Origin of the sequence: Novosphingobium sp. AP12, from assembly GCF_000281975.1 — a bacterium.
Taxonomy (GTDB): Bacteria; Pseudomonadota; Alphaproteobacteria; order Sphingomonadales; family Sphingomonadaceae; genus Novosphingobium.
Genome location: NZ_AKKE01000131.1, coordinates 1 through 8,192, shown reverse-complemented (window position 1 = coordinate 8,192; position 8,192 = coordinate 1). Strand labels below are relative to the sequence as shown.

Below are 8,192 nucleotides of genomic sequence, written 5' to 3'. Positions count from 1 at the left end.
AAATCAATTACGCGGTGTCCCATTTTACGGCGATGAATGAAGGTCCGGAACCGGGCGGCCAGTTTTGGCTCGGGAACGTCCATAATCAGGGCGAGAATCCGTGCCGGGCCGGGCGGTAATGACGGGTCGCGAGCAACTCAATCTGTTGCCCGCGCGTGCGTATGTGGCTGCTTCTCGGAACACGCCATTACCATTCCATCGATGGAGGGACTTGTGGCAGGGGTTCAGAGAAGGCTCTTTTCTTAGCGTCCGGCGCACCTGCTTTTGTCTGAGCGACGATCCCACCAGTGCCGGCTCAGGGGTGAATATCGTTCATTCATTCTTGATTGTTGCAGGTGCGAATGGCTGCGGATAGCCGCTTGCAAACAAGTCGCATTAGCGCCTTCTGCATTGGTTGCCGGATTTCACGGCCGACCCGATCGCGCAGGGTGCCTCGGTGGTACGCACGACCGAGTTGCGGACGGTAAGCTCGTTATTCGTTCGGCACTGGGGGTTTCATTGACAGGTTTTCGCAGGCGTATTCTCGCTACAAGTTCGCTCGTCGTCATTTCTCTTGTCCCACAGCACGGGTTCGCCGCTGACGATCAGGCAGGCAGTTCCTACTCGCGCGACGATGCAATCCCCTCGGACATCGTCGTCTCGGCAACAGGGTACGAGCTTAACGTCCAGGATGCCCCGGCGACCATCTCGGTCATCACCGCCGATGAGATCAAGCAGCGCTCCTACACGGACATCGCTGACGTGCTGATCAACGTGCCGGGCATCCACATCCAAGGCGGTGGCGTCGAGCAGTCGATCATGATGCGCGGCATGAGCGCCGATTACACGCTGTTCCTGATCGACGGAAAGCGGATGCAGGACAATCAGGCGTTCGGCCTCAACGGCGCGCAGGCGGGCACGTCCATCAACTTCCTGCCGCCGCTCGACTCGATCGAACGCATCGAGGTCATCCGCGGCCCGGCATCCTCGCTCTACGGGTCGGACGCCATCGGGGGTGTCATCAACGTCATCACCAAGAAGGTGATGAACGATTTCGGCGGCAGCTTCACCACGGAGTACATCAAGGCGGGCCCGGGCAACGACGTCACCAACGACGGCGTCAACGCCAGCCTCGTGGTGAACGTCCCGGTTATCAGGGATCGCCTCTCGTTGCAGGTCACCGGCGGGCTGCGCTACCAGGACGAGGCCGATTTCGTCGGCGGCAGCGACAGTGCGGCGGCGGATCCCGAGTTCAAGCGCAAGAACGTGGCAGGCAAGCTGAGCTTCCGACTGGACGACGCGAATACGTTCACTGCGGGCGGAGGCCATACCGTTCAGGAACGGACCGCAACGCCTGGCAAGAGCATCGCTGCCACCGCTGCAGCGACCTATAACAAGTCCGTACGCGACAATTACTTCGTGACCCACGAGGGCGACTTCGGCAGCCTGGTGTGGAACAGCTATGTCACCTTCGACACATCTTCGAACCCTACCCGCGTCAATGCCACGACGGGCAACAGCATCGGGTTCGACACGCTGGTCGCGAACACCCAGGCGGCGCTCGCGCTATCGCGGCACAAGATCGTGGCGGGGGCCAACTATTTCCATGAAAAGCTTCAGGACGGATCGACCAACGGCCTCAACCTTCCCGGCATCGTGGTGCCCACAGATATCGTTACGATGGACCGCAAGCAGTATGCCGGGTTCCTCGAGGACAACTGGGAGATCGTCGACGATCTCTCGCTCCTGCTCAGCGGCCGCTATGATCACAGCGAGGATTTCGGCGGCCGCTTCAGTCCCAAGGCTTACGCCGTCTTCAACGCGACGGACGCGCTGACGATCAAGGGCGGCGTGACCTCGGGCTACAAGGTGCCGAGCTTGCGCATGGCCGCGACCGACTTCGGATCGACGTCCATGGGCGGTGTCATCATCGGCAACCCCGACCTCAAGCCGGAAAAGACCGTGAACTACGAGGTCGGCGTCAGCTATGTCGATCGCCGGGCAGGGATCTCCACAAGCCTCACCGCATACAAGAGCGACTTCAAGGACAAGCTGCTGCGGACCGGGCGCATATGCGCCCAGAACGTCGTCTGTGAATATGGCGGCGTGACCTATCCGGCCCACCAGTTCGGGTACACCACTTATGTCAACGTCGACACGGCGGAGCTCAAGGGCGTGGAGTGGACCGTGGACTGGAAGGTTGTCGAACGCCTACGCTATCGCCACAGCTATACCTATTCGCAGACGGAGCAGACCTCCGGCACCAACGCCGGCAAGCCGCTTAATGACATCCCCGAGCACATGTTCAACGCGTCGATCGACTGGGAAGCGATGGATGCGTTCAAGGTCTGGGGCCAGTTGAACTACCGCGGCAAGACGTCGGGCCGCACCACCAACTCCAGCGGTTCCGCGACCAACGACTTCCGGTACCCGCCTTATACCTTCTACAACCTGGGCTTCGTGATCGAGGCGAACGCGGATGTTCGGGTGAACCTGGGCGTCTACAACCTGACCAACAAGCAGGTCACACCGGAAGATGGCTTTGCCTACGTCCTCGACGGCCGCCGCTTCAGCGCTTCGCTGAGCGTCGACTTCTGAGCTGCAACGGTGTCCCGGCCGGCAAGCTTCTTCAAGGGCCGGCCGGAGCATCCATCATTTCACCCCCATGGGGGGACGGAGAGCACCATGCCTGTTTTACCTGACACCCTGATGAAGGTTGGATCCGCGATCCTTCTTGCCGTCGCCTGCGGGCCTGCTGCCGCTACCGCCGGGGACATCGTCATCACTCACGCCAAGGGCGAAACCGTGCTGAAGGCGACGCCGCGCAAGGTCGCGGTGTACGATCTTGCCACCCTCGACATCCTGAATGCCTTGGGGGTGAACGCCGTTGCCGGGGTTCCCAAGGGAACCGAGGGGAAAGGCAACTTCCCGCCGTACATCTCCAAGTATGGGGACGCCCGCTACCAGAATGTCGGCACTTTGTTCGAGCCTGACCTTGCGGCGCTGAAGGCGCTGGGTCCGGACCTGATCGTGGTCGGCGGGCGTTCTTCCAGGAAGTACGCGGACGTGAACGCGATCGCCCCGACCATCGACATGTCGTCCGCCGAGAAGGATCTGGCTGCTGTCACTATCGCGAATACCCGCAAGCTCGGCAGTGCCTTCGGCGTTTCCGATCGCGCCGAAAAACGGGTTGTCGCGTTCGAAACCCTGCTCTCCAGCCTCCACGCCGAAGCAGCAGGGGCTGGCACGGGACTGCTGCTCTTCGCGGCGGGGGACGGTATGGCCGTCCATGCTCCGGGGGACCGGTTCGGCCATGTCTACGACTTCGCGGGTATTCGCCCGGCCGTGCCTGCAGCGGAACCCACCCCTCCCGGCCCGCGCCCGGCCGCCGGTTCACCCGAAGCGGAAGCTGCGCGAAAGCAGCGGCAGGACACGCTGGCTGCCGGATTGGCGAGCGATCCGACTTGGATCTTCGTCATCGATCGCAATGCTGCCACCGGCAACGGCGCCTCAGGCAATGGCGAAACCATCGCTGCCAGGCTCGGCGCGAACGCGGACGTCACGGCCACCACGGCCTGGAAGGCCGGGCGGGTGATCTACCTCGATCCGAAGACCTGGTACCTCGTGGGCGCGGGGATCGATGCCCTGTCTCAGAGCGCGCGCGAGACGCTTGCCGCCCTGCGCGCGGGTAAATAACGAACCGCTGCTTTGATGGATAGGACCGGGCATCGTCCCGGTCCTTCCCGTGTGTCAGGTGGGAACCACAGCGCAGGGTACGGCAGTGGCACATTCCGGCACGACGGAAAGGGCGATGCCGCTGCGCGCGAACCAGCGCGAGAGGCGCTCTGCCCTGTCGGCGGCCGCTGGTCCGTTCCGCGCCATGGGATGGGCAAGTTGCTGCATCATCAGCAGCTGCAAGGCCTGGACAAGGGCACCCAGGTCGTCGCGGAACGGCGGCAAGGCCGAAAGTTCCGCGCCGCTCGCCGGCCCTGCCGCCAGTCGTTGCAGGAGCGGTGTGTAGATGGCGTCCGGGCCGGTCAAGGGGCCGATCGGTGTAGCGAAAGTGAGCGGGCCGTTTTGCGGTGCATCCGGGAGCAGCCGGAATTGCAAGCGGCCAAGCCGCGCCAAGAATCCCTCGTAGTCCAGCGGCTGCGGGTCCTTCTGGAAGAGGTCGGTACGCTGGTGCGCATCACGCGCCAGATCCTTCAGCGTCTCCGCGAGGGCGGGGGCCGTGGTCCCCCGGATCAGCGCCTGCATCCTGCCGGGGACGGACAGCGACACATCGAGATTGTTGAACACGTCCGCGCTGCCCAGGAACGTGAGACCGGAACGGCTCACCAACTGGTGCACGTCCGCCGAGTGCTGCGGCTCCCAGTGATCCGCCAGGAACTCATGGGCAAGATCGGCGGGGTCCCGCCGGGACAGGTTGGCCAGATGTCGAGGCATGGCCGGCTTGTCGGCAAACATGCCGCTATCCGCTATCTGCAGCAGCAGCTTGAGGCCGATCTGCGCCTTGCGGGGGGAGGGGCCGGACAAATGATGCGCGGACAGGTTCAGAAGATGCTGTAGCGGCACCAGATCGGTCGATCCAGGGTGGCACATGTAGTGCAGATGGAAGAGGCCGCCCGCGTTCAGGCTGCCTGCCACGCAGTCTAGCAGCGCGGTGCGATATTCCTCCGCTATCCACGACCATACGCCGTGGCAGGTTATGAATTCGAACTGTCGATTGTTGCTATGCGCGAATGTGGCGAAGTCGGCATGGATGAACTCGACGTTGTCTACCCCGCACGCTGCTGCGGCCTCACGGGCAAGGCTAAGGTGCTCCGCATTGAAATCGACGCCGACGAAGTGCGCATCCGGATGGCAGGCGGCGGCCACAAGCAGGTTGACGCCCACGCCGCACCCGAGTTCGCACAAGGAAAAGGGCGCGCTCGCATCCGGCGCCACGAAGCCGCGAAAACCGGCGACGGCCGACAGCCACCCGGGCTGCATTTCTTTGTAGAAAAAGGCCGGGTACGTGACGTCGGAGATGTAGCCTTCAGTCCAGGTCATGCGAACAGGCCGCCCGCAGTTGACCCCTCAGCCAGGTGGAAGCCTCATCGCGGTGGCTGCGATCGTGCCACAGCAGCCAGTAATCGAGAGCACCTAGCGCTTCAGGCGCCGGTCGTGTCACGACCTCGTTTGCACCGTCAAGCCGGACCACGGCCCGCGATGGCACCACCATGACAAGGTCACCGGCAAGCAACAGCTCTGTGGCGATTCCAAAGTAGGGCACGCTGAGGGCAACGCGGCGGGCGTTTGCCTGCACGCCGAGGGCAGACGACACCCGGTCCAACTCCGCGTCGCTGACAGTCAGCCCGAGATGGCGATGTGCGAGGAAAGCATCGATCGGGACGGGTTCACCGGTAGCGCTGGCCAGGGGGTGCCCGGGCCGGGTCACGACGACGAACCGGTCGCGGAACAGGCATTCGCGATGAAGCTGGGCCGGGTGATGGTCGAGGCCCGAAATCGCGAAGTCGATCTCGCCCTGGGCCAGCGCTGTATGGGCTGCATGGTTGAGCGGGACGACGTCGATGGCGATCCCCGGCGCGACCTGCCGCAGCTCAGCAAGAGCGGGCAGCACCACCGCCATGATGCCGAAATCAGTGGAGGCAATCCGGAAGCGACGTTCGACCGCTGCGGGATCGAACGTGGGCCCGACGAGCAACGAGGATGTCGAGGCCACCCATTCGCTCAGCTTGCCAACAAGTTCGTCACCGCGTTTCGTGCGGATCATCTGCCCGCCCGTCCGTACCAGGAGGGGATCGCCCAAGGCCACGCGCAGCCGTGCGAGGTGGCGGCTGACACTGGGCTGGCTCATGCCCGCTAACACGGCCGTCGTGCTGACGCTCTTGTGCTTGAGCAACAGTGCAAGGACCAGGAGAAGATTGGGGCTGAGCGTTGGGAGCATGACCGGCAGATTATTGAGAAGAATAATCGTTAGCAGGCAGAAAGGGTGCTTGGAACCGTGGGCATAGGGGAGCAACGCTTTGTAATCATTGAGAGCGGGAAAAGCGAGCCGCGCGAATCGCAGTCATCATGGGACCATCGTTTTGATCCGGGCAGTCCGAGATCCGCCCATGATGGCATACCCACACCTTGATCCCGCGCCGCAGGATGTCCGGTGTCGGTTAACAAGCCGCTGTCCGCAAAGACCCAGCGGACGGTAGCTTCGTCCACTCCCGTCACATGAATGAAGGTCCGCGATCGGGCAGCCAATTTCGGCTCGGCAACGACCGCAATGAGGGCGCTTTGCTTCGCGGCAGCCTTCAAACTCGCGACGGCCGGTTCTCGCGTGAGCCGTCCTTCTGGCAACCGCATCGGAACGACGTAACCTGGTCGACACCTGCTGGATTGCAGACCTTCCGCACCTGGAGCGCTGCAAACGGGTGCGGAGCGTCTCATAAGGGTCGGAGACGGAAGGCTTCAGGCTCGGGCAAGGACTTTGGTAACTTCGTCAAGACTGCCCTTCACGACGACGTAGTTTCCCTTCTCAAAATTAACAGCGCTGGCATCATTTCCCCCTCTATAACGCCGCACGAAGTTCACTCGGTCAGCGTTTATCGACACAGCGTCACCGTCCGGAGTTTCAAATTGCACGTATCCGTTCATGAACTTCCTATTCCAAAATGGCTATCGTAACCGGATCACCACGATCTTGCACCACTCGATCCACACGTAAGGTTGGAAAGCAGACCGTCGGGGCCTGGTGAGCGAAAATTGACCGCTGACTGGCAAGGGTGGGTCGTGTTAGCGTCCGCGCTCGTGGTGTAATTTCCGGTGTAGATTGAGGTTGTCGCATGGGGTGGGGCATGCCCCACCCCATGCGATTTCGATCTCGGTGGCCACCGGGCTCATCGGTAAGGTGGAGTTACCACACTTCACACGCCCACCGAGGAGTTGATCCCGATGACCGACGACAGACTACCGCTTGCCGAACTGATGGCGAAGTCCGGAGACACAGATTTCCTGCGCACAATCGCCGAGAGCGTGCTGCAGATCATCATGGAGGCCGATGTCGATGGCCTGGTCGGCGCTGGTCGCCATGAACGATCAGGCGAGCGCACGACCTGGCGCAATGGCTACCGCGACCGCAGCCTCGACACCCGGCTCGGCACGCTCAACCTGAAGATACCCAAGCTGCGGACCGGCGCCTACTTCCCCGGCTTCCTGGAGCCGCGCAAGACTGCTGAGAAGGCGCTGGTCGCAGTGATCCAGGAGGCGTGGATCGCCGGGGTCAGCACCCGACGCGTCGACGAGCTGGTGCAGGCGATGGGCATGACCGGCATCTCCAAGTCCTCGGTGTCAAAGCTGTGCAAGGACATCGACGAGCGTGTCCATGCCTTCCTCAAGCGACCGCTTGCCGGCGACTGGCCCTACCTCTGGCTCGATGCAACCTATCTGAAGGTGCGCGAGGGCGGACGGATCGTCAGTGTCGCCGCGATAATCGCCGTCGCCGTCAACACCGAGGGCAAGCGCGAGATCGTCGGCCTGCACATCGGTCCTTCCGAAGCCGAGCCCTTCTGGTCGAGCTTCCTCAAGGACCTTTCCCGCCGCGGCCTGACCGGCGTGAAGCTGGTCATCTCCGATGCCCACGAAGGCCTCAAGGCGGCGATCACCCGCGTGTTCAGCGCCACCTGGCAGCGCTGTCGCGTCCACTTCATGCGCAACGCCCTGGCCTACGTGCCCAAGGGCCAGAACACGGTCGTTGCTGCCGCAATCCGCCAGGTCTTCCTCCAGCCCGATCATGCGGCCGCAACACAGGTCTGGCGTCAGGTCGCCGATCAATTGCGGGCCCGCTGGCCCAAGCTCGGCGCCTGCATGGACGATGCCGAGCACGACGTGCTCGCCTATATGACCTTCCCCGAGCAGCACCGGGTCAAGCTTCACTCTACCAACCCGCTGGAACGCCTGAACAAGGAAGTGAAGCGCCGCGCCGATGTCGTCGGCATCTTCCCTAACGAGGACAGCATCATCCGTCTCGTCGGCGCCGTCCTGCTCGAGCAGAATGACGAATACCAACTCCAGCACCGCTACATGCAGATCGAGGGCATGGCCGCCCTTGCCACACCCATAACCGAGGAGATTGAGCCGCTACAGATTACACCCAAGGCCGCCTGAAAATGCAGCCCTATGGCCACCAACGAAATTACACCACATTGACGGACGTGACC

Annotated in this window: 5 protein-coding genes; 3 read left to right on the top strand and 2 right to left on the bottom strand. The window is 62.7% G+C overall.

All coding sequences use genetic code 11. From position 1 onward, the window contains the following. Positions 1–498: 498 nt before the first annotated feature. Both PMI02_RS19250 and PMI02_RS19245 read left to right on the top strand, forming a co-directional pair. Positions 499–2,577: a TonB-dependent receptor domain-containing protein gene (locus PMI02_RS19250; protein ID WP_007685978.1), complete on the top strand. Its 2,079-nt coding sequence runs from the start codon at positions 499–501 to the stop codon at positions 2,575–2,577. A 9-nt stretch (positions 2,578–2,586) separates the two neighbouring features. Continuing rightward, positions 2,587–3,675, top strand: coding sequence for a siderophore ABC transporter substrate-binding protein (locus PMI02_RS19245; protein WP_157222602.1), 1,089 nt, complete (start codon positions 2,587–2,589; stop codon positions 3,673–3,675). A gap of 54 nt (positions 3,676–3,729) precedes the next feature. On the opposite strand, the gene PMI02_RS19240 is transcribed toward PMI02_RS19245, so the two are convergent. Both PMI02_RS19240 and PMI02_RS19235 read right to left on the bottom strand, forming a co-directional pair. After that, positions 3,730–5,031: a class I SAM-dependent methyltransferase gene (locus PMI02_RS19240; protein WP_007685976.1), complete on the bottom strand. Its 1,302-nt coding sequence runs from the start codon at positions 5,029–5,031 to the stop codon at positions 3,730–3,732. Then, complete coding sequence (locus tag PMI02_RS19235; RefSeq protein ID WP_007685975.1) at positions 5,018–6,004, bottom strand: LysR family transcriptional regulator; 987 nt, start codon at positions 6,002–6,004, stop codon at positions 5,018–5,020. Before PMI02_RS19235 ends, PMI02_RS19240 begins: the two co-directional genes overlap by 14 nt. A 923-nt stretch (positions 6,005–6,927) precedes the next feature. Between PMI02_RS19235 and PMI02_RS19230 the strand changes: the two genes are divergently transcribed. Continuing rightward, positions 6,928–8,139: an IS256 family transposase gene (locus PMI02_RS19230; RefSeq protein WP_007685973.1), complete on the top strand. Its 1,212-nt coding sequence runs from the start codon at positions 6,928–6,930 to the stop codon at positions 8,137–8,139. Positions 8,140–8,192 lie beyond the last annotated feature (53 nt).

Coding starts and splice junctions, on each gene's coding strand:
- PMI02_RS19240 (WP_007685976.1), bottom strand. CDS start 5,031: ATGACCTGGACTGAAGGCTACATCTCCGACGTCACGTACCCGGCCTTT.
- PMI02_RS19230 (WP_007685973.1), top strand. CDS start 6,928: ATGACCGACGACAGACTACCGCTTGCCGAACTGATGGCGAAGTCCGGA.